At 64.5% G+C, this 25,728-nt stretch carries 27 protein-coding genes; 14 read left to right on the plus strand and 13 right to left on the minus strand.

Features of this window, described 5'->3' with window-relative positions; all coding sequences use genetic code 11:
• Nucleotides 1–21: 21 nt before the first annotated feature.
• Nucleotides 22–1,698 carry a pilus assembly protein TadG-related protein gene (locus QSV46_RS25580; RefSeq protein ID WP_314958053.1) on the minus strand — a complete coding sequence of 559 codons (1,677 nt, stop codon included), beginning with the start codon at nucleotides 1,696–1,698 and terminating at the stop codon, nucleotides 22–24.
• Nucleotides 1,685–2,095, minus strand: a complete 411-nt coding sequence (locus QSV46_RS25585; protein ID WP_314958055.1) for a TadE/TadG family type IV pilus assembly protein — start codon at nucleotides 2,093–2,095, stop codon at nucleotides 1,685–1,687. Before QSV46_RS25585 ends, QSV46_RS25580 begins: the two co-directional genes overlap by 14 nt.
• 297 nt (nucleotides 2,096–2,392) lie before the next feature.
• Here QSV46_RS25585 and QSV46_RS25590 point away from each other — a divergent pair, with 297 nt between their 5' ends.
• On the plus strand, nucleotides 2,393–3,247 hold the full coding sequence (locus QSV46_RS25590) for a LysR family transcriptional regulator (RefSeq protein WP_314958057.1): 855 nt from the start codon (nucleotides 2,393–2,395) through the stop codon (nucleotides 3,245–3,247).
• A 6-nt stretch (nucleotides 3,248–3,253) separates the two neighbouring features.
• Here the strand turns inward: QSV46_RS25590 and QSV46_RS25595 are convergent, their stop codons facing one another.
• Nucleotides 3,254–4,594: an MFS transporter gene (locus QSV46_RS25595; protein WP_314958059.1), complete on the minus strand. Its 1,341-nt coding sequence runs from the start codon at nucleotides 4,592–4,594 to the stop codon at nucleotides 3,254–3,256.
• Nucleotides 4,595–4,776: 182 nt separating this feature from the next.
• On the opposite strand from QSV46_RS25595, the gene cyoA reads away from it, so the two are divergent.
• The 7 genes from cyoA to QSV46_RS25630 are packed head-to-tail and all read left to right on the plus strand — an operon-like array spanning nucleotide 4,777 to nucleotide 11,672.
• Nucleotides 4,777–5,937: a ubiquinol oxidase subunit II gene (cyoA, locus tag QSV46_RS25600; RefSeq protein ID WP_314958061.1), complete on the plus strand. Its 1,161-nt coding sequence runs from the start codon at nucleotides 4,777–4,779 to the stop codon at nucleotides 5,935–5,937.
• Nucleotides 5,938–5,948: 11 nt separating this feature from the next.
• Nucleotides 5,949–7,946 (plus strand): cytochrome o ubiquinol oxidase subunit I, encoded by a 1,998-nt coding sequence (gene cyoB, locus QSV46_RS25605; RefSeq protein WP_314958063.1) that lies wholly within the window; start codon nucleotides 5,949–5,951, stop codon nucleotides 7,944–7,946.
• Complete coding sequence (gene cyoC, locus QSV46_RS25610; protein ID WP_007604612.1) at nucleotides 7,947–8,576, plus strand: cytochrome o ubiquinol oxidase subunit III; 630 nt, start codon at nucleotides 7,947–7,949, stop codon at nucleotides 8,574–8,576.
• The gene (gene cyoD / locus QSV46_RS25615) at nucleotides 8,573–8,953 is read left to right on the plus strand and encodes a cytochrome o ubiquinol oxidase subunit IV (RefSeq protein WP_314958065.1); all 381 of its coding nucleotides are present in this window, start codon (nucleotides 8,573–8,575) and stop codon (nucleotides 8,951–8,953) included. Before cyoC ends, cyoD begins: the two co-directional genes overlap by 4 nt.
• Nucleotides 8,950–9,798: an SURF1 family protein gene (locus QSV46_RS25620; protein WP_314958067.1), complete on the plus strand. Its 849-nt coding sequence runs from the start codon at nucleotides 8,950–8,952 to the stop codon at nucleotides 9,796–9,798. The genes cyoD and QSV46_RS25620 overlap by 4 nt, the downstream gene beginning before the upstream one ends.
• The gene (locus tag QSV46_RS25625; protein ID WP_314958068.1) at nucleotides 9,770–11,149 is read left to right on the plus strand and encodes an ATP-binding protein; all 1,380 of its coding nucleotides are present in this window, start codon (nucleotides 9,770–9,772) and stop codon (nucleotides 11,147–11,149) included. Before QSV46_RS25620 ends, QSV46_RS25625 begins: the two co-directional genes overlap by 29 nt.
• Nucleotides 11,139–11,672 carry a response regulator transcription factor gene (locus QSV46_RS25630; RefSeq protein WP_314958069.1) on the plus strand — a complete coding sequence of 178 codons (534 nt, stop codon included), beginning with the start codon at nucleotides 11,139–11,141 and terminating at the stop codon, nucleotides 11,670–11,672. The genes QSV46_RS25625 and QSV46_RS25630 overlap by 11 nt, the downstream gene beginning before the upstream one ends.
• An 84-nt stretch (nucleotides 11,673–11,756) precedes the next feature.
• Here QSV46_RS25630 and QSV46_RS25635 read toward each other — a convergent pair whose 3' ends face one another.
• The 4 genes from QSV46_RS25635 to QSV46_RS25650 form a co-directional block, all read right to left on the minus strand.
• Nucleotides 11,757–12,581, minus strand: a complete 825-nt coding sequence (locus QSV46_RS25635) for a CarD family transcriptional regulator (protein WP_314958071.1) — start codon at nucleotides 12,579–12,581, stop codon at nucleotides 11,757–11,759.
• Nucleotides 12,582–12,924: 343 nt separating this feature from the next.
• Nucleotides 12,925–13,263: a ferredoxin FdxA gene (fdxA, locus tag QSV46_RS25640; protein ID WP_211376938.1), complete on the minus strand. Its 339-nt coding sequence runs from the start codon at nucleotides 13,261–13,263 to the stop codon at nucleotides 12,925–12,927.
• Between the two features lie 132 nt (nucleotides 13,264–13,395).
• On the minus strand, nucleotides 13,396–13,653 hold the full coding sequence (locus tag QSV46_RS25645; protein ID WP_314958204.1) for an RNA-binding S4 domain-containing protein: 258 nt from the start codon (nucleotides 13,651–13,653) through the stop codon (nucleotides 13,396–13,398).
• A gap of 22 nt (nucleotides 13,654–13,675) precedes the next feature.
• Nucleotides 13,676–17,065 (minus strand): helicase-related protein, encoded by a 3,390-nt coding sequence (locus tag QSV46_RS25650; protein WP_314958073.1) that lies wholly within the window; start codon nucleotides 17,063–17,065, stop codon nucleotides 13,676–13,678.
• A 31-nt stretch (nucleotides 17,066–17,096) separates the two neighbouring features.
• On the opposite strand from QSV46_RS25650, the gene QSV46_RS25655 reads away from it, so the two are divergent.
• The gene (locus QSV46_RS25655; RefSeq protein ID WP_314958075.1) at nucleotides 17,097–17,405 is read left to right on the plus strand and encodes a hypothetical protein; all 309 of its coding nucleotides are present in this window, start codon (nucleotides 17,097–17,099) and stop codon (nucleotides 17,403–17,405) included.
• Nucleotides 17,406–17,778: 373 nt separating this feature from the next.
• Here QSV46_RS25655 and QSV46_RS25660 read toward each other — a convergent pair whose 3' ends face one another.
• On the minus strand, nucleotides 17,779–18,651 hold the full coding sequence (locus QSV46_RS25660; RefSeq protein WP_409997209.1) for a DUF3108 domain-containing protein: 873 nt from the start codon (nucleotides 18,649–18,651) through the stop codon (nucleotides 17,779–17,781).
• A gap of 530 nt (nucleotides 18,652–19,181) precedes the next feature.
• Here QSV46_RS25660 and rpmB point away from each other — a divergent pair.
• Nucleotides 19,182–19,487: a 50S ribosomal protein L28 gene (rpmB, locus tag QSV46_RS25665; protein WP_314958076.1), complete on the plus strand. Its 306-nt coding sequence runs from the start codon at nucleotides 19,182–19,184 to the stop codon at nucleotides 19,485–19,487.
• A 228-nt stretch (nucleotides 19,488–19,715) separates the two neighbouring features.
• On the plus strand, nucleotides 19,716–20,153 hold the full coding sequence (locus QSV46_RS25670; protein ID WP_314958077.1) for a hypothetical protein: 438 nt from the start codon (nucleotides 19,716–19,718) through the stop codon (nucleotides 20,151–20,153).
• Nucleotides 20,154–20,169: 16 nt separating this feature from the next.
• Here QSV46_RS25670 and QSV46_RS25675 read toward each other — a convergent pair whose 3' ends face one another.
• The 3 genes from QSV46_RS25675 to QSV46_RS25685 all read right to left on the minus strand — a co-directional run bounded on the left by QSV46_RS25675 (nucleotide 20,170) and on the right by QSV46_RS25685 (nucleotide 21,098).
• Nucleotides 20,170–20,448, minus strand: a complete 279-nt coding sequence (locus QSV46_RS25675) for a DUF1488 domain-containing protein (RefSeq protein ID WP_314958078.1) — start codon at nucleotides 20,446–20,448, stop codon at nucleotides 20,170–20,172.
• A gap of 93 nt (nucleotides 20,449–20,541) precedes the next feature.
• On the minus strand, nucleotides 20,542–20,838 hold the full coding sequence (locus tag QSV46_RS25680) for a hypothetical protein (RefSeq protein WP_314958080.1): 297 nt from the start codon (nucleotides 20,836–20,838) through the stop codon (nucleotides 20,542–20,544).
• Nucleotides 20,835–21,098 carry a hypothetical protein gene (locus QSV46_RS25685; RefSeq protein WP_314958082.1) on the minus strand — a complete coding sequence of 88 codons (264 nt, stop codon included), beginning with the start codon at nucleotides 21,096–21,098 and terminating at the stop codon, nucleotides 20,835–20,837. The genes QSV46_RS25680 and QSV46_RS25685 overlap by 4 nt, the downstream gene beginning before the upstream one ends.
• Before the next feature lie 344 nt (nucleotides 21,099–21,442).
• On the opposite strand from QSV46_RS25685, the gene QSV46_RS25690 reads away from it, so the two are divergent.
• The 3 genes from QSV46_RS25690 to QSV46_RS25700 all read left to right on the plus strand — a co-directional run bounded on the left by QSV46_RS25690 (nucleotide 21,443) and on the right by QSV46_RS25700 (nucleotide 23,911).
• On the plus strand, nucleotides 21,443–21,784 hold the full coding sequence (locus QSV46_RS25690; protein WP_314958084.1) for a hypothetical protein: 342 nt from the start codon (nucleotides 21,443–21,445) through the stop codon (nucleotides 21,782–21,784).
• A 267-nt stretch (nucleotides 21,785–22,051) separates the two neighbouring features.
• Entirely contained in the window at nucleotides 22,052–23,377 is a 1,326-nt protein-coding gene (locus QSV46_RS25695) for a DUF2235 domain-containing protein (RefSeq protein ID WP_314958086.1), read from the plus strand.
• A 288-nt stretch (nucleotides 23,378–23,665) separates the two neighbouring features.
• Entirely contained in the window at nucleotides 23,666–23,911 is a 246-nt protein-coding gene (locus QSV46_RS25700; RefSeq protein ID WP_314958088.1) for a PilZ domain-containing protein, read from the plus strand.
• Nucleotides 23,912–23,944: 33 nt separating this feature from the next.
• Here QSV46_RS25700 and QSV46_RS25705 read toward each other — a convergent pair whose 3' ends face one another.
• Both QSV46_RS25705 and QSV46_RS25710 read right to left on the minus strand, forming a co-directional pair.
• The gene (locus QSV46_RS25705) at nucleotides 23,945–24,352 is read right to left on the minus strand and encodes a hypothetical protein (protein ID WP_314958089.1); all 408 of its coding nucleotides are present in this window, start codon (nucleotides 24,350–24,352) and stop codon (nucleotides 23,945–23,947) included.
• A gap of 243 nt (nucleotides 24,353–24,595) precedes the next feature.
• On the minus strand, nucleotides 24,596–25,708 hold the full coding sequence (locus tag QSV46_RS25710; protein WP_314958091.1) for an NADH:flavin oxidoreductase/NADH oxidase: 1,113 nt from the start codon (nucleotides 25,706–25,708) through the stop codon (nucleotides 24,596–24,598).
• Nucleotides 25,709–25,728 lie beyond the last annotated feature (20 nt).

Below are 25,728 nucleotides of genomic sequence, written 5' to 3' on the forward strand. Positions count from 1 at the left end.
TCGAGTATCATCGGTCAGGCTCTAGTTGACCAGCACTGCGCCGTCACAACGGACGCCAGACACCCAAACATCGGCTTGGCCGACACGGACCCCGAGCGTCGACAGCACCGAGCCAATGAGTTGATCGATCGGGCCGGTCGCCCCCGCCAGGATGCCGCTGACCGCGGATGTCAGTCCGGGGATCGGCAGACCCGCGCCGCTGACGCTCAACGAGAGATCGCCGAGCAGGCTCGAGGTTAGCGACGAGGTGAAGTTTCGCGTGCTGACCGTCTTCGCCAGTTGCGACTGAATGTCGACGTAGGTGAACTCGACCGATGTCGCTGACGTATTCCCGATCGCAGCATGCGCACGGCCCGAGACATTGAGCCCGGCGACATTGACGAGCACGGCCGCGGGTGGATTCGGCTTGCTCCTGAAATTCGTCATGTCCGCCAGCGAGACATTGCCGATCCACGCGTCCACGACTCCCGGCGTCACACCCAGCGTCACAGTCGAGTTCGTGATATTCGCCCGGTTGCAGGAAATGGCGTCGAGCGTGGCCGTCCCCTGGGCGATCTCGACATAGAGAGGCAGATTGATCGCCGGAATGATTCCGCTTCCGCCTATCTGGACGGTGAGCAGGATTCGCGTCTGGGCAGTGTGAACACTCGCACCCTGCGTGCCGACTGCAAGCCAGCTCGAGCCAACGGGGCGTTCTCCGACCATGGCGACGAGACTGGCAGCCGTGATGCCCGGCAGTCCGAGGTTGACGGACGCGGTGACCTGATGCGAACCGTTGGCCAACTCGGCGATCGCCGACACGAGACTGTAGACCGAAACGCTCGCACCGGCCTTCGGCTTTTGTCCGGCAATCATCCCGTTGTACGGTCCGACGTCGATCACCGAGCCAAGACTGACCTTGGTCGGAAGGCCGGCAACGGCCTGCGATATGGTGGACAGCGCGATCGTCGCCGAACTCGCGCCGTTGGCGGCCTGCTGTGCCGCAAGGGCCGCAGCGATCACGTCGGGCAGCTTGTAATTACCCGACAGTAGCGTGTCGTAACTCACCCCGGTCAGATTCAAGCGCGTCGCCAGGGCCGAAAGGAAATCAAAGGCGTCAATCCGGGCGTTGACCAAGGATTGGTAGTCCATCGCCGACAGCGAGATACTGGTGCCGAGCATACCGCCAAGAATGGCATTGAGCAGGCCACCGTTCATCGAAACAAGGCGGGAACCGATCGCAAAGGAGGCAATGGCCGTGCTTGAAGCCGTCGCCGACGTGTTGATCGTGAACTTGTCTTTTCCGGTGATGTAACGCGCGAAATACAGCGGCGTCTCGGTCTTCAACGTGACCCGCGCGGCGTTGGCGGTCCCCGCGGCCGGCGTTACGAAGCGAGCTTGCGGCCCCACCGCAGGATTGGGTGTATAGGTGCCGATATCCACGGCAACCAGTGCGTTTGCTGGGTAGTTGTTCTTGACCACAGTTGCGGACGCAGCGTTGTAGGCGCCGGTCAAATTGCTCGCGGCGATGATGGCGGCAAGATCGGCGGCGCTCTGCGCTCTTCGCTTGTCCGTGAAGATCGCGCCGACGTCGACTCCAAGCGCGGTGCAGCCGATGACGAGCGTCATCAACCCCACGCTCATCATCGTAAAGTTTCCTCGCGTGTTGGCGACGAAACGGCGAATGTGCGACCGCAACCTCATTTCAGAAGCCTCCATTCGGAATCACAGCCGACCGCGCGATCAACGATGGCAACGAGGGCACGAAGGGAAGCGCGAATATGAAGTTTGAGGACGCATCATATCGAACCGTCACGACATAAGAGTTTGGATCCGAGCTCGATGGAGCCGCAGCCACGTTGAGCTTGTTGGCGTCGAGCAACGGATAGCTGGACGCGCTGGACGTGACATAAGCATTGGCGAGGCTGCTGCGTTCGCTATCGTTCAGCCCCGCGATCGACGTGCGCGCAGCCTCCGCAGCAAGCTGCTGAACGCCGTGGACCATCGTGAGATAGGACCCGAACACCACGATCCCGAATATGAGCGTGAGGAAGAGAGGGAGCATAATGGCGAATTCGACCGACGATGCCCCACTCTGGTTTCTTAAAAAGCGCATGCGGCAAAAGCCTCAATACCCGAATTTCTACGAGCTTGAGCAAGGCGCATTTAAAATGTATGGACTGATCTGCACGCAAAAGTTGATAAGCCTATGCATGCAAATAGGCATATAGATTTCCCTGACGTAATCGACGCTGAAAAGCGCGAACGATAAGAGTTTTGATGTGTTTTCCGACCGTGGACCTGCGCTCGATCAGCAAAATCGCACGGATAGGGAGATCAATTTATTTGATGCAGACAGGCCAAAGGAGCCCGTATGCTTCGACAGCACATTCAGAATATTCCTATGGAGACCATGCGAACCGTCGTGGCAATCGCCGAGACGGGCAGCATGTCCAAGGCCGCCGATAAGCTTAGTCTCAGCCAGCCGGCGATCAGCGCCCAGGTCAAACGTCTCCAAGGACTTGTCGGCGGCGAACTTTTCTCACGGACGGCGAACGGGACGGCTCTGACCGAACTCGGCAAGCTTGCGCTTCAGCAAGCTCGCCGCATCATCGACGCCAATGATCAGCTTCTCAGGCTGGGAGGATCAGATAAATCCTCCGTGCGCCGCCTCGGCGTGAGCCAACTTCTCGCACAGCCGCTGTTCGACGAGTTCAGCAAGGAAGGTCTTTCCAACGCCTTCGTCTCAGCCGAGCATTCCAGCGAAATTCGACGCGGTCTCCTCGAAGGATTCGTTGATGTCGCGTGTCTGTTCCTGCGTGAGGATTTCGGAAACGATCTCGAAGATTTAATCGTCGGGGAGTTCCAGTTTGAGACGACCTGGATCAAGTCGAGAGACTTTGTCGCTCGGCCTGGTGCGCCGATCCCGATCGTAACGTTGCCCGAGGACGATTGGATGATCGGCCCGCTGGGGCACAGCGAAATCCCCTACCGGATCGTGCTTCGAAGCTCGGACTCCGCCGTCCGCATCAGTGCCGTCCGGGCGGGCCTCGGCGTATCCGCGATGCCGAGCGCCCTGGTCACATCCGACGTCGTCAGATCCAATGATTACTATCTGCCAAAACTGCCTCCTTCTCGCGCCGTCGTTTGCATCCGCGAAGGACTGGTCGATTCCGACGTCAGGCAGTTAGCGAAGCGGCTGACCGTCCTGCTTGCGAATCTCAATATCGATCGGGATTCGCAGGGAGACGGCAGGCCACGCGGGTAGAGGCTGTCAGCTGGCCGAAGATTCGCCCGCATCCATGTCACCCGCCTCGCGCTGGCCAGCGAGCCAGAGCGCGAGCAGGGTCCAGAACGCGCCCGACAGCAGATAGGCACCCGAGGCGATGACGCCGAGATTGGTCGCGAGCAGGAGCGCGACCAGCGGCGCAAAGCCGGCGCCGAACAGCCAGGCCATGTCCGAGGTCAGCGCCGAGGCCGTGTAGCGGTAGGCCTGCTTGAAGTTCGAGGCGATCGCGCCCGACGACTGGCCGAACGACAGACCCAGCAGGATGAAACCGATCACCATGTAGATGGTCTCGCCGAACGCGCCGGCATCGAGCAGCTGCGGGGCAAAACCGCTGTAGATCGCGATCGCGATCGCCGATCCCATCAGCAGCGACTTGCGGCCGACGCGGTCGGCGATGATGCCGGAGAGCACGATCGCGGCGACACCGAACACGGCGGCGACGATTTCGATGATCAAAAAGCGCACCGGGCTTTCGCGGGTGAACAGGAACACCCAGGACAGCGGAAACACCGTGACCATGTGGAACAGCGCGAAGCTTGCCAGCGGCGCGAATGCGCCGAGCATGATGTTATGGCCTTCGCGGGCGACGGTCTCGGAGATGCGCGCCGGCTGCAGCTCACGGGTCTCGAACAGCGAGGCATATTCTTCCGTCGTCACCATGCGCAGGCGCGCGAACAGCGCCACCACGTTGATGGCGAAGGCGACGAAGAACGGATAACGCCAGCCCCAGTCGAAGAAGTCGTCGGCGGAGAGATTGCCGGCGAAATAGGCGAACAGCGCGCTCGCCACGATCAGCCCGAGTGGGGCGCCGAGCTGCGGCACCATCGCATACCAGCCACGCTTTGAGGACGGCGCATTCAGCGCCAGCAGCGAAGCCATGCCGTCCCAGGCGCCGCCCCAGGCCAGACCCTGCGCGATCCGCGCCAACGCCAGCAGCCAGATCGCGGCAACGCCGATCTCGTGATAGCCGGGCAGGAACGCCAGCGCCACGGTGGCGGTGCCGAGCAGGAACAGCGCCGAGACCAGCTTGGCCGTCTTGCCGTACTCGCGGTCGACGGTCATGAAAATGACGGTGCCGATCGGCCGGGCCATGAAGGCCAGCGCGAAAATCATGAAGGAATAGAGCGTGCCGGTCAGCTCGCTCGTGAACGGGAAGACCAGGCGCGGGAACACGATCACCGAGGCGATCGCGTAGACGAAGAAGTCGAAGAATTCCGAGGTGCGGCCGATGATGACGCCGATGGCGATCTCGCCGGGACTGGCCTGGTCGTGGCCGTGCTCGCCCGAGGGGATGTCTGCCAATGCGGAGGTCTGTGCCGTCGCCATGCGTAGCGCCCTTAACGTCCTGAAAACCAAAGCCGACCGCCCGGCGAGGCGCCAGGCAATCTGGTCCTGTCTGGCTCAATATTCCGCACTGCAACATTGGACAAATTGTCCAATGTCCGGATTGCTGCGCCGCAGCTACCCCTTGGCCCCGCAACGGAAACTCATTCTCAAAGGCTCGGCCCGTGTCCCGTCTCAAGATCCTGGCGCTGCTACCCCTGGCAGCTGCGCTCAGTGGCTGCAACTACGTCGTGCTGGCGCCAGCCGGCGATATCGCGGCACAACAGCGCGACCTCGTCATTATCTCCACCGTCCTGATGCTCCTGATCGTCGTCCCCGTGATGGCGCTGACGGTGCTGTTCGCCTGGCGCTACCGCCAGTCCAACACCTCGGCTCGCTACGAGCCGGATTGGGACCACTCGACCAAGCTCGAACTGGTGATCTGGTCGGCACCGCTGCTGATCATCATTTGCCTCGGCGCGCTGACCTGGATGGGCACGCATCTGCTCGACCCCTATCGCACGCTCGGCCGCATCCATGCCGACCGCGCCGTGGACCAATCCAAGGCTCCGCTTGAGGTCGACGTCGTCGCGCTCGACTGGAAGTGGCTCTTCATCTATCCGGACTACGGCATCGCCACCGTCAACGATCTGGCAGCTCCGGTCGACCGTCCGATCAAATTCCGCATCACCGCGTCCTCGGTGATGAATTCGTTCTACATCCCCGCGCTCGCCGGCCAGATCTACGCGATGCCGGGCATGGAGACCAAGCTCCACGCGGTGGTGAACCACGCCGGCACCTACAAGGGCTTTTCGGCGAACTACAGCGGCGCCGGCTTCTCCGGCATGCACTTCAACTTCCAGGGCCTCGACGACAAGGGCTTTGACGCCTGGGTCGCCAGCGCCAAATCCGCCGGCGGCTCGCTCGGTCGCGCCGAATATCTCCAGTTGGAGAAACCCAGCCAGAACGAGCCGGTGCGCCGCTACGGCACGATCGATTCCGACCTCTACCGCCTGATCCTCAACATGTGCGTCGAGACCGGCAAGATGTGCCAGAGCGAGATGATGGCGATCGACGCCAAGGGCGGCGCCGGCCATCAGGGCCTGAACAACACGCTGCCGCTGGCCTACGACAAATACGCTCGCCGCGGCACGGCGCTGGGGCCGGAGCCGAGCTTCGTCGCCGGCACCTGCACGCCCGATGCGCCGCAGGGCAAGACCACTGCTTCCGTCACGGCCCCCGTTGACACCGCGCCGCTGACCGGCGCCGGCCTGAAGCGGCCGATCTTCGCGCCGCTGAAGTCCTCGTCCTTCCTCCTCGGACAGCGTCCGAAGTCAGACTCCTAAAGAGATCCCCCATGTCTCCTGATCTTCTCAAGCTCATCTTCGGCCGGCTCGGCCTCGAATCGCTGCCGCTGCACGAGCCGATCGTCGTCGGCACCTTCGCGGTCGTCGCGCTCGGCGGCGCCGCGCTGCTCGGCGGTCTCACTTATTTCCGTCTCTGGGGCTACCTCTGGCGCGAGTGGTTCACCACCGTGGACCACAAGCGCATCGGCATCATGTACATGATCCTCGGCATCGTGATGCTGCTGCGCGGCTTCGCCGACGCGCTGATGATGCGCGGCCAGCAGATGCTCGCGTTCGGCGGCTCCGAAGGCTATCTCAACGCCCATCACTACGACCAGGTCTTCACCGCCCACGGCGTGATCATGATCTTCTTCGTGGCGATGCCGCTGGTCACCGGCCTGATGAACTATGTCGTGCCGCTCCAGATCGGCGCCCGCGACGTGTCGTTCCCGTTCCTGAACAATTTCAGCTTCTGGATGACGGTCGGCGGCGCGGTGCTGGTGATGGCCTCGCTATTCATCGGCGAATTCGCCCGCACCGGCTGGCTGGCTTATCCGCCGCTGTCGAATATCGGCTACAGTCCCGACGTCGGCGTCGACTACTACATCTGGGCGCTCCAGGTCGCCGGCGTCGGCACGACGTTGTCCGGCATCAACCTGATCTGCACCATCGTGAAGCTGCGGGCCCCCGGCATGAGCATGATGCGGATGCCGGTGTTCACCTGGACCTCGCTCTGCACCAACGTCCTGATCGTCGCATCCTTCCCCGTCCTGACCGTCGTGCTCGCGCTGCTCTCGCTCGACCGCTACGTCGGCACCAACTTCTTCACGAACGATTTCGGCGGCAGCCCGATGATGTACGTGAACCTGATCTGGATCTGGGGTCATCCCGAAGTCTACATCCTGGTTCTGCCCGCCTTCGGCATCTTCTCGGAAGTCACTTCGACCTTTTCCGGCAAGCGGCTGTTCGGCTACACCTCGATGGTCTACGCCACGGTCGTCATCACCATCCTGTCGTACCTGGTCTGGCTGCACCATTTCTTCACGATGGGCTCGGGCGCCAGCGTCAACTCGTTCTTCGGCATCACCACGATGATCATCTCGATCCCGACGGGCGCGAAGATGTTCAACTGGCTGTTCACGATGTATCGCGGCCGCATCCGCTACGAGCTGCCGATGATGTGGACGATCGCGTTCATGCTGACCTTCGTGCTCGGCGGCATGACCGGCGTGCTGCTCGCGGTGCCGCCGGCGGACTTCGTCCTGCACAACAGCCTGTTCCTGATCGCGCACTTCCACAACGTCATCATCGGCGGCGTGGTGTTCGGCGCCTTTGCCGGCATCAACTACTGGTTCCCGAAGGCGTTCGGCTTCAAGCTCGATGTGTTCTGGGGCAAGCTGTCGTTCTGGTTCTGGGTGGTCGGCTTCTATCTCGCCTTCATGCCGCTCTACGTGCTCGGCCTGATGGGCGTGACCCGCCGGCTGCGCGTGTTCGACGATCCGAGCCTTCAGATCTGGTTCGTCATCGCCGCGATCGGTGCCTTCCTCGTCTTCCTCGGCATTCTCTCGATGCTGATGCAGTTCGCGGTGAGCTTCCTCAAGCGCGAGCAGCTCAAGGACGTCACCGGCGATCCCTGGGATGCACGCACGCTGGAATGGGCGACATCCTCGCCGCCGCCCGACTACAACTTCGCCTTCACGCCCGTCGTTCACGACAATGACGCGTGGTGGGACATGAAGAAGCGCGGCTACCAGCGTCCGCTCACCGGGTTCAGGCCGATCCACATGCCCAGCAGCACCGGCACCGGCGTCATCCTCGCCGGCTTTGCCACCGCGATGGGATTTGGACTGATCTGGTACATCTGGTGGCTTGCCGCCGTGAGCTTCATCGCGATGCTCGCCGTCGGCATCGGCCACACCTTCAACTATCACCGCGACTTCGACATTCCGGCCGACGACGTCGTCCGGGCCGAGGACGCGCGCACCAAACTGCTCGCCGGAGCCAAGTAAATGACTGTCGCTGTCAATCCCACCCAAACCGGCGAGCCGGTCTTCTACCTCGCCGACGAACATCCGCATCCGGAAGGGTACAGCACCTCGCTGGGCTTCTGGATCTACCTGATGAGCGACTGCCTCATCTTCGCGATCCTGTTCGCCACCTTCGGCGTGCTCGGCGGCAACTACGCCGCCGGTCCCGCGCCGAAGGACCTGTTCGAGCTGCCGCTGGTCGCGGTGAACACCTCGATGCTGCTGCTGTCGTCGATCACGTATGGTTTTGCGATGCTGACGATGCAGCAGAACAAGATCGCTCAGACCCAGATGTGGCTGGCGATCACCGGCCTGTTCGGCGCCGCCTTCATCGGCATCGAGCTGTCCGAGTTCGCCCACATGATCCATGAGGGTGCCACCCCGCAGCGCAGCGCCTTCCTGTCCGCCTTCTTCACCCTGGTCGGTACCCACGGCCTGCACGTCTCCTGCGGCCTGATCTGGCTGGTGACCCTGATGGTGCAGGTCTGGAAGTTCGGCCTGATCGAGGCCAACCGCCGCCGCCTGATGTGCCTGTCGATGTTCTGGCACTTCCTCGACGTGGTCTGGATCGGCGTCTTCACCTTCGTCTATCTCCTGGGAGTTCTGCGATGAACACCGACACCCACACAGCTGGCGCGGACCATCGTCACCACGGCGACGGCCACGCTCACGGCACGTTCTCGACCTACATGCTCGGCTTCGTGCTGTCGGTCGTGCTCACCGCGATCCCGTTCTGGCTGGTGATGAGCGGAGCGCTGCCGAGCAAGCAGATCACCGCACTCGTCATCATGGCGTTCGCGGTCGTGCAGATCGTCGTGCACATGGTCTACTTCCTGCACATGAACACGACGTCGGAGAACGGCTGGAGCATGATGGCCCTGATCTTCACCATCGTCATGGTGGTGATCGCGCTGTCGGGTTCGCTGTGGGTGATGAACCACCTCAACAGCAACATGATGCCGATGCATCAGATGACGGGAATGAAGTGAGCGAGTTGAGGACCGTGACAGGCAAGGTAAAGGACGCTCGGCGCAACGCTGCGCGTCCGCGCCTGTGGCTCACGGTCCTCTCGCTCACGGCCTTTGCTGTTCTGATCGCGCTCGGCGTTTGGCAGATCGAGCGCCGCACTTGGAAGCTGGCGCTGATCGACCGTGTCGAGCAACGCGTCCACGCCTCGGCGCAGCCGATCCCCGCGCCGGCGGCGTGGCCCGCGGTCTCCAACGCCAATGACGAATACAGGCATGTCCGCCTCAAGGGCCGCTTCCTGCACGACCGCGAGACGCTGGTCCAGGCCGTCACAGAGGAAGGTCCCGGTTATTGGGTGCTGACGCCGCTCGAGCGCAGCGACGGTTCACAGGTCCTGGTCAACCGCGGCTTTGTGCCGTCCGAGCGGCGCGACGCATCGACGCGCCGGGACGGCAATCCGGACGGCGAGGTCGAGGTCACCGGCCTGCTCCGCATGAGCGAGCCGAAGGGCGGTTTCCTCAGGACCAACGTGCCTCAGCACAACCGCTGGTACTCGCGCGACGTCGCCGCGATTGCGGCGGCACGCGGCCTCCACGAGGTCGCGCCCTTCTTCATCGACGCCGATGCCGGATCACAAAGCGGCGCCGGGCCAATCGGCGGATTGACCGTGATCCGCTTTCCCAATAACCACCTGATCTACGCGCTGACGTGGTTTGCCCTAGCCTTCATGCTGGCGGGCAGGCTTTTCGTCACATTCGGCGGCGGACTGTTCCGCCGCAACCGCTTCGTCCACGAACCGGCCGGCGGCTCAGACGCCACCGCCCGCAGGACGGGATCAGATGCTGGAACGATCGTCGAACAGGCCTGACGACGGAAGAACGCATGGCGTCGTCACGCTGCAATCGCAGGCGGATGCGCGCAGCGAGCTGATCGGCACCGCGCCCACCGACGACGAGACCAACCGCAAGAACATGGCGCTGCTGATCCAGCTGCGCTGGACCGCCGTGGTCGGCCAGATCGTGACCATCGGCGGCGTGCATTTCTGGCTCGGCATTCCCCTGCCGTTGGAGCGGATGGGCGCGGTGATCGGCGCGCTGGTGCTGCTCAACGTCTCGAGCCTCGTCTGGGTGCGCCATCGTGCCGCCGTCTCCAGCAACGAGCTGCTGGTTGCCTTGATGCTCGACGTCGCCGCACTGACCGCGCAGCTTTACCTCAGCGGCGGCGCCACCAATCCGTTCACCTCGCTGTTCCTGCTTCAGGTGACGCTGGGCGCGGTGCTGCTCGACGCCCGCTCGACCTGGTCGCTGGTGGCCCTGACGTGCGCGAGCTTCGTTTGGCTGACCTTGGCCTACCGGCCGCTCGAGCTTCCGCCGAACCCGCTGAGCGAGACCTACACGCTCACTGTCGCCGGTATGCTGCTGGGCTTCGTGCTCAATGCCGTGTTGCTGGTCGTGTTCGTCACCCGCATCAACAGGAACCTGCGCGAGCGCGACGCGCATCTGGCCGCGCTGCGGCAGCACGCCGCCGAGCAGGATCACATTGTCCGCATGGGCCTGCTCGCCTCCGGCGCGGCCCATGAGCTCGGCACGCCGCTCGCCTCGCTCTCGGTGATCCTCAGCGACTGGCGCCGCATGCCGGATCTCGCCGCCGACCAGGAGCTCGCCGAGGACCTTTCGGAAATGGAGACCTCGCTGCAGCGCTGCAAATCGATCGTCACGGGCATCCTGGTCTCGGCGGGCGAAGCCCGCGGCGAAGGCTCGTCGCCGACGACGGTGACGGCCTTCATCACCGCGCTGGTGGACGAATGGCGCGACGCACGATCGGCCCGGACGCTCTACTTCATCAACACGTTCGGCGAGGACGTCGCGATCGTCTCGGACATCGCGCTGAAGCAGGTGATCTTCAACGTGCTCGACAACGCCTATGAGGTCTCGCGCGACTGGGTCGAGCTGGTGGCCGAGCGCGAGGGCGACAATCTCGTACTGTCGATCAGCGACCGCGGCCCCGGTTTCGCGCCGGAGATGCTGGCGCAGCTCGGCAAGCCCTACCAGTCGAGCAAGGGCCGCGCCGGCGGCGGGCTCGGCCTGTTCCTGGTGGTGAACGTGGTACGCAAGCTGGGGGGCAGCGTGACCGCCGAGAACCATCGCAAGCGCGGCGCCACCGTCCGCCTCACCCTGCCGCTCGCAACGCTCGCGATCGGAGGCAACTTTGACGCCTGACCGTTCGCTCATCGTCGTCGAGGACGATGCCGGCTTCGCGCGCACGCTCAAACGCTCATTCGAGCGCCGCGGCTACGACGTCGTGCTGGCAGCTTCCATCGACGAGGTGCGACAAGTGCTGGAGGAACGATCTTTCGGCCATGCCGTGGTCGACCTCAAGCTCGGCGGCGCCTCGGGCCTCGCCTGCGTCGAGCTGCTGCACGCGCACGATCCGGACATGCTGATCGTGGTGCTGACCGGCTTTGCCAGCATCTCCACCGCCGTCGAGGCGATCAAGCTTGGCGCCTGTCACTATCTCGCAAAACCGTCGAACACCGACGACATCGAGGCCGCCTTCCACAGGGCCGAGGGCAACGCCGAAGTCGCGCTCGACGCGCGGCCGACCTCGATCAAGACGCTGGAATGGGAGCGCATCCACCAGACGCTGATCGAGACGGATTTCAATATCTCGGAAGCCGCGCGGCGGCTCGGGATGCACCGGCGGACATTGGCAAGGAAGCTGGAGAAGCGTCCGGTGAGGTAGGCGTCGGCCCGGGCTCGTCCAACGGCAACAAAAAGCCCGGCCAAACCGGCCGGGCTTTGATTGTCTGCGATCGACGCGAGACGCTTACGCTGCCTCGTCGGCGACCGTGGCGCCATCGCCATCGTCGCTGTCGCCCTCGGCATCCGTATCGCCCTCGCCTTCGGCGGCTTCGGACTTGGCACCGGTGCGGCGCGGGCTCTTGGCGAGTTGGGCCTCGATCTCCTTGACCGCTTCGGTCTCGGTCGAGTGCTGCACCACCGCGATCTCGCGGGAGAGGCGATCGAGCGCCGCTTCATAGAGCTGGCGTTCGCTGTAGGACTGCTCCGGCTGCGACTCCGAGCGATAGAGGTCGCGCACGACTTCCGCGATCGCGACGATGTCGCCCGAGTTGATCTTCGCTTCGTATTCCTGGGCGCGGCGCGACCACATGGTGCGCTTGACGCGGGCGCGGCCCTTGAGGGTCTCCAGCGCCTTCTTCACCAACGCGGGATCGGACAGCTTGCGCATGCCCACGTTGGCGACCTTGGCGGTCGGAACGCGCAGCGTCATCTTGTCCTTGATGAAGTTGATGACGAACAGCTCGAGCTTCGCACCGGCGATCTCCTGCTCCTCGATGGCCAGGATCTGGCCGACGCCGTGAGCGGGGTAGACGACGAATTCGTTGGCCTTGAAGCCCTGACGCTGGGTCACGACCTTCTTTTCCTCGACCTTCGGCGCAGGCGCAGCGGCCTTCGCAACCGGCTTGGCAGCGACAGGAGCCTTGGCAGGAGCAGCAGCAACAGCAGCCTTCGGCGCAGGCGCAGCGGCCTTCACGACCGGCTTAGCGGGAGCCTTAACAGCAGCGGGCTTGGCGGCAGCAGGCTTGGCAACGGTCGCTTTCGCGGCCGGTTTGGCAGTCTTGTGAGGCATTGCGCTTCTTTTGTTCTTCGAGGACTTTGCAGCCGGCGCCTTCGTCGCGGTCCGACCCTTGGATGCGCTACGGCTGGCCGCGGCGACTTTTTTGGCCTCCTTGTGGGAAGCCCTCGCTGAAGTACTCTTTTTACGCGTTTTCTGTGACACAGCCTGCGCGCGGAAACTGCCACGCCCCTGTTCGACATTTGGTTTCACGGGAACCCAGAGGGGCCAACGGGCTGACGGGGTTCGGCTTAATGTGCCCAATATAGCACATTTCCCGCAAAAATCAATGATTTAGGGGTCTTGAGGGCTGGTTTTCGGCGGCAACGACGCTATTAGGGTTAAGTTTGGGCGCGAATTAGTCCCCCGAGCCGGGGTTCGGAGAAAAATATTTCTCGAACTTGCCTTCCTGACCGTCGAATTCCTTCGCGTCGGCAGGTGATTCTTTCTTCTGGGTGATGTTCGGCCAGCTCTTGGCATAGTCGGCGTTGACCGAAAGCCACTTTTCGAGGCCCGGTTCCGTGTCCGGCTTGATGGCGTCGGCGGGGCATTCCGGCTCGCACACGCCGCAGTCGATGCATTCGTCAGGATGGATGACGAGCATGTTGTCGCCCTCGTAGAAACAGTCGACCGGGCAGACCTCGACGCAGTCGGTGTACTTGCACTTGATGCAGTTTTCAGTGACGACGTAAGTCATCCAACGCTCCGAAAAGCTTATTCAAAAGTCGCGGCTTGCGTAGCGCGGATGGCCCGGCGCTGCAAGGTCGGGAACGGCCGATCATGACGGCTTTGTGTGCGTGATCGACCAAGAAATGAACGTTAAGCGCAATTAATTGCGCTTTGCTTCGCTGAGCTCCTCGTAGAGCACGCGGGCCGAGGCGGCATCGCCGCGGCGCTCGTTGAAGCCCGTGACTTTCAACACGCGCACGGTGCGATCGAGCGCGATGGTCAGCACGTCGCCGATCTTGATCGCGTGGCCCGGCGACGTCTCGCGCGCGCCGTTGACGCGGACGTGGCCGGATCCGACGAGCTCGGCCGCGGAGGTACGCGCCTTCACCACCCGCGCGTGCCACAGCCATTTGTCGATGCGCTGCCGCTCGGTCGTGGGGCTACTCCTTGCGCCCCGCGAGCTGCTCCTTCAGTGCAGCGAGCTTTGCGAAGGGCGAGTTGGGATCAACCGGACGATCGCGCTCGCGCGGGGTAGCGCTCGAGGCGTAGGGACGCAGCGACGGACCACCCTGACGGTCACGGCCCTTGTCGCGGTCGCGGCCACGATTGTCGCGGCCCTTGTCGCGATCGCCGCCGAACTTGCCCTTGTTGCGATCGCGATCCTTGTTGTCCTTGCCCTCGAATCGGCGGTTCTTGTCGTCGCGCCCCTCCTGGCGCGGCGCGCCTTCGGCGCCACCCTCACGCGGCTTGCGGAAATCCCTCGCCCCATCGCGGCGATGGCCGCCGTGACGATGACGTTCGCCGCGCTTCTCGCCATCGGCAGCCGGCGCGGCCTCGCCTTCAGCGGGTGCGGCGCCTGCTTCAGCGCCGGCCTGCGGACGCGGCTGGTTGTTGTGGTGACGCTGATGGCGATGACGCTCGTGGCGCGGCTTGCGCTCCTCGTGACGGCCGCCGGGACGCCAGACCTCGATGAGCTCCGGCTCGGCAGGCGCAGCCGCGGCCTCGACCGGCGCGGCGGCATCGGGCGATGCAGCGGCTTCCGCTGCGGCGGCCTCGGCGGGAGCTGCGTCAGCAGCCTCCGTGGGTGCAGCAGCTTCTTCATCCGCCGGCGGCGCGATGCCGGGGGCGTCTTCGGGCGTGACGGAAGTTTCAGCAGATGCTTCGAGCACAGGCCCTTCGGGCGCGGGCTCGTCGTGCTGCTCCATGGCGGGCGCGTCTTCGACGGTGACCGGCTCAGCTGCAGCTTCGATCGCGGCGTCCGCGGGTGCTGCGGCGTCCTCGGTCGCAGTCGTCTCGGTAGGAGTCTCTGCGCCGACTTCAGCGGCCGGCGTCTCAGCGACGACAGGCGCCACCGGCTTCGGCGGCAGCGGCGGGCGCTTCTCCATGCGATAGCCGAGCGCACGCAGCACGGACGCAAAGTCCTCGCCCGCGGAACCGGTGAGCGAGGTCATCGCCTGCGTCACCACGAAGCTGCGGCCATCGAACGCGCCGGCGGGCTTTTCGCCGGGCGAGTTCTCGCGCCAGGCCAGCGCCGGGCGGATCAGATCGGCAAGGCGCTCCAGAATGTCGACGCGCACGGCGCGCTCGCCGGCCTGCTTGTAGCCGAGCACGCGATAGGCATCGCGCGGCAGCTGCTTGTCGACCGGGAACGAGGTGCGGCCGGAGCTTGCCAGATGCTGGGCGCCGGACAACGACGACAGATCGACATTGTCCTGCTTCAGCGCCCAGAGCAGCGCGGCCAGCGCACGCGCGGCGGGCTTCAAGAGGCCGGGGAAATAGAGGTGATAGGCGCCGAAGCGGACGCCGTATTTGCGCAAGGTCGCGCGCGAGGGCTGGTCGAGATCCTTCAGCTCGTTCGCGATCTTCGGCCGCTCGAGCACGCCGAGCGCCTCGACCAGCTGATAGGCGATGCCGCGGGCAATGCCGGTGACGTCCTCGGCCTTCGACAGCTCGAACATCGGCCCGAGCAGCTTTTCGATATGCGTCTTGAGCCAGAGCTCGAGCCGGGCCTGCACCTTCTCACGGGGCGCACCCGTCAGCCGCTCGTCGGAGATGATGCGGATGCGCGGATGCAGCGCGTCCTCTGCGGCGGACAGCCGCGCCACGGCGTCGCCGGTCCAGCGGATGGTGCCTTCGGAGGTCAGCACGAACTGCTCGTCCGGCGCGTTGCCCAGTCTTTCAGCACGCGTGTTGATCTCGCCGGCAAGCACCGCTTGGGCTGCAGCCTGCAAGGCTTTCGCATCGGAGCCGGCTTCCGCAGCATCCGGTGCAAAGGTGAAGCCATCGAGACGGCCGATGACATGGCCCTCGACGATGACTTCGCCGGTCTTGCCGATTTCAGTATTCAAGCTCGTGTTCTCCCGCAGGCGGCGCATCAATACACTGGTCCGGCGATCAACGAAACGCTCAGTCAAGCGTTCATGGAGCGCATCCGATAATTTATTTTCGACCTCCCGCGCGATCCCCTGCCAGCGTTCGGGGTCTTTCAGCCAGTCCGGGCGGTTGGCGACGAAGGTCCAGGTGCGGATCTGCGCGATCCGGGCCGACAGCGTGTCGATATCGCCGTCGATGCGGTCGGCCTGTTCGATCTGGGCCGCAAACCAGGAATCGGGGATGCATCCCTTCCGCATCAGGAAGCCGTACAGCGTGGTGACGAGCTCGGCATGGGCGGCGGGCGACAGTTTTCGGTAGTCGGGGACCTGACAGGCCTCCCACAGCCGCTCCACAGCCTCCTTGCCATGGGCGATATCGCGCACATCGACGTCGCGGGCGGCGTGGTCGAGCACCCGCATGTCCTCGGCGATCGGCGCACGCGTCAGCGCCTCATGGCCGGGCGACTGGTTCAGCGAGACCTGAAGCGCGCCGAGCGAGGAGAAATCCAGCTTCGAGTTGCGCCATTGCAGCATCTTCACATTGTCGAAGGTGTGGTTCTGCAGCGCATTGACGAGCTCGGGCTCGAACGGCCCGCAGCGGCCCGTGGTGCCGAAGGTGCCGTTGCGGGTGGCGCGGCCGGCGCGGCCGGCGATCTGCGCGAATTCGGACGGCGTCAGGCGGCGGAACTGGTACCCGTCGAACTTGCGGTCGGAGGCAAACGCAACATGATCGACGTCGAGATTGAGGCCCATGCCGACCGCGTCGGTGGCGACGAGGTAGTCGACATCGCCGTTCTGGAACATCTCCACCTGCGCATTGCGCGTGCGCGGCGAGAGCGATCCCAGCACCACGGCGGCGCCGCCATGCTGGCGGCGGATCAGCTCGGCGATGGCATAGACCTCGTCGGCGGAGAAAGCGACGATGGCGGTGCGGCGCGGCTGGCGCGTGATCTTGCGGTCGCCGGCGAATTCGAGCTGCGACAGCCGTGGCCGCGTGATCATGGAGACGCCCGGCAGCAGCCGTTCGATGATCGGGCGCATCGTCGCGGCGCCCAGCAGCAGCGTCTCGTCGCGGCCGCGGCGGTTGAGGATGCGGTCGGTGAAGACGTGGCCGCGTTCGAGATCGGAGGCGATCTGGACCTCGTCGACGGCGAGGAAGGAGACGTCGAGGTCGCGCGGCATCGCCTCGACGGTGGAGACCCAGTAGCGCGGGTTCTTCGGCTTGATCTTCTCCTCGCCCGTTACAAGCGCGACGGCGTCGCTGCCGACCCGTGCCGCGATCTTGTTGTAGACCTCGCGCGCGAGCAGGCGCAGCGGCAGGCCAATCACGCCCGAGGGATGCGCCAGCATCCGTTCGATGGCGAGATGGGTCTTGCCGGTGTTGGTCGGCCCGAGCACCGCAGTGACGCCAGCGCCGGGGGCGCGGTCGGAAGCGAAGGGGGAGGAGGAAAAGGGCATCTGGGGGATTAGGTAGTGCCGATTGGGGCGAATGTCAGTGCTGTTGTGGGCGATGAGGCGACTGGGCTCTGTCCGCCATGTCTCCGAACGCTTGGTCACCTTCTCCGCTGTCATGCCCCGGCTTGACCGGGGCATCCAGTACGCCGCAGCCTGCCTGCTCAACCACAACCGCCTCGGCGTACTGGATCGCCCGGCCGAGCCGGGCGATGACACCGAGTCTGTGGGAGCTGCTTCCAAAAATCCCGCGCAACTGTCTCACTTTGCGACGCTTTTCCCGTTGGCTTTAAGCTTCGGAACGACTCCAGAACGAATCGCGGCCGAATCGCTGACGACCAATTGAGTCCCGTTCCGTTCACGCAACATGTCGCGGGACTCGTCCCGGTTGCGCACTAGATGGAGTTTTGCCCCGCCGCACAAGCGGCGTTTCGGTGGCTGAAAGCCTTAAGTTGGGGATGGCGCCGAGTCGAATCAGAATCGACAAGGAGTCAAATGGATTCCCGGCCCGAAGGCCCGCCACGACAAAACTGCGAAAACAACCCCATGCACAGTAGGTAAGCCATTGAAATCATGTGTATTCGTATCTGCCCGACGGGACGGGTCAACGCGACAGGCGTTCAGCCCGTAGCCCGCATGGAGCGGAGCGGAATGCGGGGAGCCGCTGCAAAGAATCCCGGATTACGCTTGCGCTCCATCCGGGCTACGGCAGCGAGGCTTTACTGCGTCTTGGCGACCTTCGGGGGCTGGGCCGAGGTGATGAAGCTGGTGGCTTCCAGCATGGCGGGGCCGAGCGGCGTCGGCACTTTGAGCCAGAACGGCACCAGGATGCGCGTGCCCGCCACCGGCGCGAACGCGATCTCGATGTTGCGCTGGGCGGCGAGGTATTTGATCACGGGGCGGTCGGGGATGTAGCCCGCCACCGGGACGAAATAGAGCGAGCAGACCACCACCGGGCCCTTGTAGCCCTTCTCCGCCTTGACGCTCTCCATGCGCTTGAAATCGAGCTTGAGCTCGTAGCGCATGCGGCCGTCGAACACTGGCGCTGAGTTGTGGCAGGCCTCCGGCGAGACCGGGTCGCCGGTGCCGGGCACGCGCAGCAGCGAGGCCGTCATCGGATCCCAGACGCCGCGGCGGTGCGCCTCGGTGACGACGATGCGGTCGGCATCGACCGGCGGCTCCGGCACGATGCCGAACTCCTTCACATTGCCCTTGTCGAGCGTGATGCGGATCTCTTCGGTCTTCTTCGAGGTGGTGGTGGAGGCCTGATAGCCGGTCGCGACCAGCGCGCCGTTCACCACCCGCCCCTGCGAGGCGCCGGTGCCGGACCCGCCCGCAAACGATTTCAGCAGCCCCGAGGTGCCGCCGGAGGCGGCGGCCGCGAACACGTCGTCGCCGATGTCGATGTTCCAAGCGCCCTTGCCGACGGGAATTCCCGACAGCGTCGCTTCATACTGCGCCTCGAGCTTGCCCTGCGCCGCCACCGGCTCCGCCGCCCACGCCAGCGCGAGCCCGCACAGGGCCGCGAAGGCCAGCCGGCCGGCACGGGGCCTGACCAAGCCCTTGGGCAAAAGTCGGGAAGATGTGAGCACGGAACGATCCAATCGGGGCGCGACGGCTGTTACTTAAGCCAAAAACCGCGCCAGACAATGTGTCCGGGCCTATCGGGCCGGGAACTCCACCCGATATTTCGCGGGTGAATACGCCCTTTATGTGATGGTAAGGGGTTTGAAACATTGCCGTTTTGGTGATCGGGGGTAGTAAGCTGTTGCCGCGTATTCCCCTGTCATGCCCCGGCTTGACCGGGGCATCCAGTACGCCGCGGCCCCTCGGCTCCAGCCGCACCGTCACGGCGTACTGGATCGCCCGGTCGAGCCGGGCGATGACACCTGATTTGAGGCTCGTGATATGCGGCTCGAGATCCCGTGTTCGCGCTCCCGCGCGCCCCCATTGCGCAAGCGCGCAACGGGGGAACGACGGGCCAAAAACAGCCCGTCGCCTTGACGTCCCGCCGCATCCCCCCTATACGTCCGCCCGCTCCCTGCAAGGACGACAGAATTAGCCCCCGTGGCGCCCCGGATGGCGGCCGCAAATCGTTGGGGGACAGAAGAGGATTTCTACCATGTCTCGCCGCTGCGAACTGACGGCCAAGGGCCCCCTCGTCGGCCACAAGGTCAGCCACTCCAACATCAAGACCAAGCGCCGCTTCTTGCCGAACCTGGTCAACGTGACCTTCATCAGCGAAGCGCTGGGCCGCAACGTGCGCCTGCGCGTCTCCACCAACGCGGTCAAGAGCGTCGACCACAATGGCGGCCTCGACCCCTATCTGCTCAAGGCCAAGGCCGACCTGCTGTCGCCGCGCGCCCTCGAGCTGAAGCGCGCCATCCAGAAAAAGGTCGGCCCGGCGCCGGAGAAGCAGGCGAGCTAAGCGGATTTGGAATTGGGCGGGGGCTAGGTTGCGTCGCGTGGCGTAGGCTTAGCCGAGTAGAGTTTTGCGTGACGGCCGGATCGGAAGATCCGGCCGTTTTTGTTTGTGGGGCGCTCCCATTCCACGATTGCAGGACTGCATTTCCTCTAGCCGCACGCGAAAGTCTCCTCAATAATTGGCGCAAATGATTTGCGTACGGCGCTGGGCCGAGCAGATACGGAAGCTTCCATGATGTTCGAAGGGCCAAGGACCTATCGCGTTCAGAGAGCAGACCGCGAACCGCTCGTTCGGTTCATGCGTGAAGCGCTTGAATCTCGTGGCTGCCGGATCATTTACGCCTCCGAGCCAGATCGCGCCCCGTTTGTGATTGCTTTCGAAACGCTCGCCGGCGAGAGAATGGGCGTCGTCGCGTACGCCTTTCTCGCTACAAGAACGCCGACAAAGAATCGACCAGACGATGAAAGAAGCTTCCAAGTGAAGTATGGGAGCAAGCTCGAAAACAACCTTCATGAGATCTACCAAGATCCCCTTGGTCTTCTCACAACTGTATTTTTGGGAATTTCACCAGATGAAGGCTTCTTCGTAGCAATTGATCCTGAGCTACATAATCCAACCAAGTTCTTTACAGGCAGCAACGAACAGCGAAATTTCGTCATGTGCGAGTAAGCCCGCAGCTTTCCCCCTACCCCCGAAAATCAATGCTCCGCAGCACGATGCCCGGCGGGGTGCCTTCGAACTCCGTCGCCTGATACTTCCGCCCGGTGCAGGCTTCGATGCGGTCGCGCAGGCGGGTGAACTGGGCTTCGCGCTCATTGGGGCGGGCGCGCGGGCCGCGCTCGAGGTCGTCCATGGCGGAGGTCGAGATCGCGCAGGGAATCTCCTTAGGCCCGTCCTGCATCGAGAACTGGACGATGCCGCGGTCCTGGTCGTGGGCGATGAAGCGGCCGGTGGTGAGGGTCATGGGGTGTTCCTTTGCATGATAGGTGCGCTCGGCCTTCCGCCTTCGCTAAGGCTTCGGCGAGACGAGGGCGGGAGAGGTGAACCGTGGCCGCCTTCAATTATCGCCGCCGAGCCTTGCGAAATCGTCCAGCAGCGCGGCCACCAGGGCGCGGTGGCGGGTGTCCTCGACGGGGAGGCTTGCGGCATAGAGGTTGAGCAGATGGCGCGCCTTCACCGCGGCCTCGGGCCACGACATCGCCGGCACCGTCATCATGCGGTGCTCGAGATCGGCCTCGCGCTCGCGCAGCTCCCTGACATGGGATTCGACCTCGGCCAGCGCGCGGCGCAGGTCGGTCGCCTTCTGGGCGGCCATGCCGCGATGCTTGTCGAGATCCACGGAGTGGTCAGTCATGTGGCGGCACTCGCATCGGCCGCCTGCGCGTCCGCAAGGTCGACCGAGCCGATCGACAGCAGCTCCGTCGCGCCGCGCACGCCTTCGGACGGCACCGTGATCATGGTGGCGACGCGGCGATACGACGCGAACGACAGGCCCTCGATCATCTCCTCGTCGGTGACGACCTCATAGGCGCCCGCGGGCAGCTCGCGCTCGACGCCGCGGATGTGGAACGGATGCTTGAAGGTGATTGTTTCTCGCCGTGAGCGGATAGTCATGTGCACCTGCCTTTGGCAAAGAGGGGCCCCAACCGACGCCGACGTGGCCCAACCATGTGCTCCTTGCGCGGCAATAGCCAGCATTATCGCGGCCGCGCTGCACGCGAGCCTTGCCGCAGCGCGGCGCACTTTAGCGCTCGCTATTGGCAGGCCGCAGGCGTAGACTCGCGGCATCAAGGCCACATCCGACGGGCTTCGACCGGTGACCGAGGGGCGGTTGCGCTCCCGCCGACCGACCCGCAGGGAACGTTCGATGTCGCGCGGTCGCATCCTCGAATGGATCGTGCCTCTGGCGGTGATGCCGCTATTCCTGCTTCTCCTCCTGCGCGGAGCCGCGATTCTCAATGGCTAGGGCCGTGCGCGTGCCTTATCTGGTCTGGGCTACGGGCGAATACGGCAACGCCAATCTCGGCCGCAGCAGCGCCACGGTGGCGCTGCAGCTCGCGCGAAAACTGCTGCGCGACGGCTACATGGACGTGCGCGTCTGCACCCCGCGCGGCCGCGTGCTGCAATCGGACGAACTCGACGAACTCAAACCACCGGAGAGCGACATGAGCAAGGGCCAGCAACGCAGCAACCGCGAGATCAAGAAGCCGAAGAAGGACAAGGCCAAGCCGATCGCCGCGGCACCGAGCCGCAAGGAGCCGGCCTGGCAGCCGGATTTCGGGCCGACGAAGAAGAAGTAGCGGCTCGAGCTCTTCGCCTCTCCCCGCCTGCGGGGAGAGGCCGACGCGCCCCGGGCGATGCGAAGCATCGTCCCGCGCGCGGCGGGTGAGGGGGACTCTCCGCGAGTCCAACCCTCACCTCCCTCGCGGAGACTCCCCCTCACCCCAACCCTCTCCCCGCAAGCGGGGCGAGGGAGCGCACTGCCGTCGCGGCTGGCACCATCGTCTCCTCGCCGTCGCGCTTTTCGGCTATACTCGCCCGGGTAGCATCACCGGGAGGGGCATACCGTGGAGACCGAGCACAAAGTCGAGCCGAAGAACCTCGTCATCTGCTGCGACGGCACCGGCAACGAGATCGGCGAGAACATCTCCAACGTCCTCAAGCTGTATCGCTGCCTGCGCAAGACCGACAAGACGCAGCCGCGGCAGATGGTGTTTTACGACCCCGGCGTCGGCACGGTGACGGAGCCGACCACGTGGCACCGGCTCAAGGCCAATTTCAACCTGGTGCTTGGGCTCGCCACCGGCTACGGGCTCGATGACAACGTGCTCGGCGCCTATTGCTTCCTGGTCGAGCATTACGCGCCGGGCGACCGCATCTATCTGTTCGGCTTCTCGCGCGGTGCCTATACGGTGCGGGTGCTGGCCGGGCTGATCCACAAGATCGGGCTGATCTCGCCGGAGCAGGCCAACCTCGCAGGCTCGGGCCTTGTCGCCTACAAGCAATATTCCGGCACCGGGCGCGGCAACGACATCGAGGACCTCAAGAACATCGCCACCGACGAGCAGGGCCCGCTGCCGAAGGACGAATTCGATCTCGCCGCCCAGTTCGCGCGCATCACCTCGACGCGCTGGCCGACCATCCACTTCATCGGCGTCTGGGACACGGTGGCGAGCGTGATCGTGCCGCGGCGCGACAATTTCTTCTTCGTGTTCAGCCTGGAGGAGCTCGCCTTCACGCTGCGCAATCCGAGCGTCAAGATCTTCCGCCAGGCGATCGCGATCGACGAGCAGCGCCGCATGTTCCGCCTCAACGCGTATGCGGAGCCGCAGGAGTTCTGGCGCAATCGCTACGTGCCGGACGAGAAGAAGGAGCCGCAGGACATTTTGCAGGTGTGGTTCGCCGGCGTGCATGGCGACGTCGGCGGCGGCTATCCGGAGGCCGAGAGCGGGGAGTCCAAGTATCCGCTGCTCTGGATGATCGAGGAGGCGGCAAAGGCCGGGCTGAACTTCAACCCGCGCACCGTGAACCAGCTCGCCTGGGGCGTCCAGCGCAAGAACTCGCCGTTCAAATACGTGCCGCCTGAATATACGGGAAAGGTGGGCGAGCTGCACAATTCGATGACGCCGGGCTGGCGCGTGCTGGAGTATTTGCCGAAGAGCGCGAAGTACAGGGAATGGCCGGAGCGGAAGGTGTCTTTCGGCTTCTACATCCCCGATTGCGAGCCGCGCGTCATTCCCGAAGGCGCGCATGTGCATGAGAGCGTGCTGAAGCGGATGGCGGTGGAGCCGGGCTATCGGCCGGTGAATCTGCCGAAGGAGTACGTGACGGTGCCGATGCCGGTGCCGCCGCATGAGGGGGTGGAGGCGGCGGGGGAGATCGTGACGGGGTGACTCTGCTCGTCATTGCGAGCCACCGGGTCCGCGCAAGGCGCGGCCCGATGACAGGCTCCGCGAAGCAATCCAGAGTCCTTCCGCGGAGGCAGTCTGGATTGCTTGGTCGCTGCGCTCCTCGCAATGACGGTGGTTGAGGCAGTGGCAGCACACCCCACTACCGCCGCTTTCTCCATTCGCCGACACTTTTCATTAAAATTCTCGGCCTCGCCTTAGCCGGATCGCATCATCTCCCTTTCATCATTGGAACAGACCCGCCGCTACCCGCGGCATTGGAGGAGAGTGCCAATGTATCCGCGCAAATACGCCCGCGTAAAACCCGCAGGCTTGGTGTCCCGCCAGGCCAAGATCATCACCGACCCCCGCGCGCCGGTGATCGTCTGCACGCTGATCGACTATTCGCCGGGCGGGGCCTGCGTCGATCTCGGCGGCCAGGTGAAGATTCCCGACAGGTTCGAGCTGCTGCACGTCAACACCAAGAAGCGCTGCCGCATCGCCTGGAAGCGCGGCACGCGGGTCGGCGTGGTGTTTTGAGCGAGCGCTCACCCTCCCTGGAGGGTAAAAAGGCTACTTCCGCATCCGCGCCTTCGCGCCCGCGACGATCTGCATCGCGACACCCGCGATCCAGCCGAGCAGCGCGAGCCAGGTCCAGGCGATGTGCGGGTCGAGGCGCAGCACGATGACGGCGACGGAGGCGAGCGCGGTGAGCGTGGCGAAGAGCGTGCCGGCGGAACTCAGGAATTCCGCTGCGTCGATGGCGCTATGCGCCTCGTCGAAGGGAAGCTGCGGCGTGTCGATGCCGAGATAGAAGCCGACGAAGCCGAGCAGCATCATCAGCAGCAGGAAGCCCTGCGTGGTGAGCGGCGCGATCGCCGAGCCGACATAGGCACCGACGAACAGCCCGCACGCCGCCCCCGCCATCGCGAGGCCGACGCGCTCGAAGACGTGGGCAGTTTTGCGAACACCAAATCGCATGGCCGGCCTCCGTGAGGCGTTGACGGGCGCAAGGTTAAGCCAGTTTTGCGGAGCGTGGAAGCTGAGGAACTTTACGGATGCGTGAGGGAGGAGTTACTCCCTCTCCCCGTTCTTACGGGGAGAGGGCTGGGGTGAGGGGCCTCTCTCCACACTTGAGATCATCGCCGCACCTGCACCCCCTCACCCGCATCCCATCTTCGATGGGATGCGACCTCTCCCCGCAAGCGGGGCGAGGTAAAGCGCCTACCGCGCTCCGAAACTGGTCTTGCCGAACAGCGCCTTCTGCGTCGACGGTTGCGAGCGCCAATATTGCGGCGGGGCATCGATCTCGCCGCCGAGCTCGGCGCCGGCGTGCCAGCCCCAGCGCGGATCGTAGAGCATGCCGCGGGCGAGCGCGACCATGTCGGCCTTGCCACTGCTGACGATCTCCTCGGCGTGCCTGGCGTCGGTGATCAGGCCGACCGCCATGGTGGGCAGGCCGGTCTCGCGCTTGATGGCCTCGGCGAACTGCACCTGATAGCCGGGGCCGAGCGGAATCTTCTGCAGCGGCGAGACGCCGCCGGAGGAGGCATCGATCCAGTCGACGCCGCGCGCCTTCAGCGCCTTTGAAAATTCAATGGTCTGCGCCAGATCCCAGCCGCCCTCGACCCAGTCGGTCGACGACACCCGCATGCCGACCGGCCGCTCGTGCGGGAACACGGCGCGCACCGCGTCATACACCTCGAGCGGAAAGCGCATGCGGTTTTGCAAAGACCCGCCATATTCGTCGGTACGCCTGTTGGAGATCGGCGAGAGGAATTGATGCATGAGATAGCCGTGCGCGCCGTGCAGCTCGATCGCGTCGATGCCGAGCCGTGCGGCCCGCTTCGCACTGTCGACGAAGGCCTCGCGGATGCGCTTGAGGCCGGCCGCGTCCAGCGCCAGCGGCGCGGCCTCGCCCTCCTTGTGCGGCACCGCTGATGGCGCCACCGTCTGCCAGCCGCCATCGCTGACCGGAATCAGCTGGCCGCCGTCCCAGGGCCGCGCGCTGCTCGCTTTGCGGCCCGCATGGGCGAGCTGCATCGCGATCGCCGCGGTCGAATGCTTGCGCACGGAGGTTAGGATCTGCTTCAGCGCCGCTTCGGCAGCGTCGCTGTAGAGCCCGAGGCAGCCCGGCGTGATGCGGCCGATCGCCTCGACATGGGTCGCCTCGATGCAGAACATCGCGGCGCCCGACAGGCTGAGATTGTTGATGTGGGTGAAGTGCCAGTCGGTGGGAACGCCGTCCTCGGCCGAATACTGGCACATCGGCGACACCACGATGCGGTTCTTCAGCGTCAGGCCACGCAGCTTGATCGGGGAAAACAGGGCGCTCATGCGGGGAGTTCCAGGGGATG

Source organism: Bradyrhizobium cosmicum (genome assembly GCF_032290525.1).
Lineage (GTDB): Bacteria > Pseudomonadota > Alphaproteobacteria > Rhizobiales > Xanthobacteraceae > Bradyrhizobium > Bradyrhizobium cosmicum_A.

Coding starts and splice junctions, on each gene's coding strand:
- QSV46_RS25580 (WP_314958053.1), bottom strand. CDS start 1,698: ATGGAGGCTTCTGAAATGAGGTTGCGGTCGCACATTCGCCGTTTCGTC.
- QSV46_RS25585 (WP_314958055.1), bottom strand. CDS start 2,095: ATGCGCTTTTTAAGAAACCAGAGTGGGGCATCGTCGGTCGAATTCGCC.
- QSV46_RS25590 (WP_314958057.1), top strand. CDS start 2,393: ATGCGAACCGTCGTGGCAATCGCCGAGACGGGCAGCATGTCCAAGGCC.
- QSV46_RS25595 (WP_314958059.1), bottom strand. CDS start 4,594: ATGGCGACGGCACAGACCTCCGCATTGGCAGACATCCCCTCGGGCGAG.
- cyoB (WP_314958063.1), top strand. CDS start 5,949: ATGTCTCCTGATCTTCTCAAGCTCATCTTCGGCCGGCTCGGCCTCGAA.
- cyoC (WP_007604612.1), top strand. CDS start 7,947: ATGACTGTCGCTGTCAATCCCACCCAAACCGGCGAGCCGGTCTTCTAC.
- cyoD (WP_314958065.1), top strand. CDS start 8,573: ATGAACACCGACACCCACACAGCTGGCGCGGACCATCGTCACCACGGC.
- QSV46_RS25625 (WP_314958068.1), top strand. CDS start 9,770: ATGCTGGAACGATCGTCGAACAGGCCTGACGACGGAAGAACGCATGGC.
- QSV46_RS25635 (WP_314958071.1), bottom strand. CDS start 12,581: ATGCCTCACAAGACTGCCAAACCGGCCGCGAAAGCGACCGTTGCCAAG.
- fdxA (WP_211376938.1), bottom strand. CDS start 13,263: ATGACTTACGTCGTCACTGAAAACTGCATCAAGTGCAAGTACACCGAC.
- QSV46_RS25650 (WP_314958073.1), bottom strand. CDS start 17,065: ATGCCCTTTTCCTCCTCCCCCTTCGCTTCCGACCGCGCCCCCGGCGCT.
- QSV46_RS25655 (WP_314958075.1), top strand. CDS start 17,097: ATGTCAGTGCTGTTGTGGGCGATGAGGCGACTGGGCTCTGTCCGCCAT.
- rpmB (WP_314958076.1), top strand. CDS start 19,182: ATGTCTCGCCGCTGCGAACTGACGGCCAAGGGCCCCCTCGTCGGCCAC.
- QSV46_RS25670 (WP_314958077.1), top strand. CDS start 19,716: ATGATGTTCGAAGGGCCAAGGACCTATCGCGTTCAGAGAGCAGACCGC.
- QSV46_RS25675 (WP_314958078.1), bottom strand. CDS start 20,448: ATGACCCTCACCACCGGCCGCTTCATCGCCCACGACCAGGACCGCGGC.
- QSV46_RS25680 (WP_314958080.1), bottom strand. CDS start 20,838: ATGACTGACCACTCCGTGGATCTCGACAAGCATCGCGGCATGGCCGCC.
- QSV46_RS25685 (WP_314958082.1), bottom strand. CDS start 21,098: ATGACTATCCGCTCACGGCGAGAAACAATCACCTTCAAGCATCCGTTC.
- QSV46_RS25690 (WP_314958084.1), top strand. CDS start 21,443: ATGGCTAGGGCCGTGCGCGTGCCTTATCTGGTCTGGGCTACGGGCGAA.
- QSV46_RS25700 (WP_314958088.1), top strand. CDS start 23,666: ATGTATCCGCGCAAATACGCCCGCGTAAAACCCGCAGGCTTGGTGTCC.
- QSV46_RS25705 (WP_314958089.1), bottom strand. CDS start 24,352: ATGCGATTTGGTGTTCGCAAAACTGCCCACGTCTTCGAGCGCGTCGGC.
- QSV46_RS25710 (WP_314958091.1), bottom strand. CDS start 25,708: ATGAGCGCCCTGTTTTCCCCGATCAAGCTGCGTGGCCTGACGCTGAAG.